This window comes from Haladaptatus ordinarius (assembly GCF_054177595.1).
The window spans coordinates 1-1023 of sequence record NZ_JBPEHH010000274.1; the positions used below are offsets into that span (position 1 = coordinate 1).

The 1023-nt window shown below is 60.8% G+C and carries 1 pseudogene; it reads left to right on the forward strand.

Going from position 1 to position 1023, the window contains the following annotated elements:
• Positions 1–33: 33 nt before the first annotated feature.
• Positions 34–1023: pseudogene (locus ACR3FF_RS27165) on the forward strand (transposase); the annotation flags it as partial.

Below are 1023 nucleotides of genomic sequence, written 5' to 3' on the forward strand. Positions count from 1 at the left end.
ACGACCGACTTCGCGTTCGAGTCGGTCGTGCGTATGTTCCTGTATCAACACGCTCGTGGGTTCACCGACAGCGAACTTCATCGCCGCCTGAAGGGCACAGCCTACGTATTCATCCGGTTCGAACTCGGGCGAGCACCGACCCAGCAGGCGATCAACTACATGTGGCGCCGACGATTCTCACTCGCTGACCGCCGGGCGATCACGGCCACCGCCCATGAAATTTGGGCGGTGGCCGCCGACCACGAGATCGTGACAGATGGAGAGGCTCGACTCGATCCCGGCGAAGTCAGTGACGAGAGCGTCACTGACGAGCAGATCATGCAAGCGATCCGCACTGCCCGTGACCGTGGGCTCGGTGCCTTCGAGACCAACCGCGCAGCTAACGCACAGTATCCCGATGAACTGTTCTTCGAACGCCAGGCGTATCTCAACCTGGCCGACGTGGGGACGACGACCCCACGTCGGCGCTTCGATCGGCTGAGTGACTGGACCAAAACACCGCACGGCGATACACATCTTCGGGCGATGAAACAGATCGCAGCACCAGCCGAGCAGACGTCGCTCACCGACTTTAAAGACGGTGAGCGACCGCTCGACTGGCGGCGGATCCGAGATGCGATCCTCAAGCCGTTTCACGCCGGACTGGAGTGCTTGCTCACAGAGATCGACGCGACCGACGGGCTCCGCGAGCCCGTCATCGCGGCGATCGACATCACCCACTGGGAATTCTATCCCTCGCCCTACAAAGACGATGACGACGTCGATCCCGACGACGACGTCGTCATCGTCGATGGCGAAGAGAAGGTTCCAAAAGACGACTTTCCGGAAATGGTAAGTGGTGACAAAGACGGACGGAGCTACAAATTCGCGACGCTAACGATCATCGGCCAGAATACGCCGATTGTCCTCGGGATCGAACCTGTTCGGGAGGCGTCGGCCTGGGAAGGCGACGCCTCCCAGATCGAGAGTCACTCGAAAGCCGACCTCGTCCGGCGGTTGCTGGCGCAGGCTGAACAACACGTC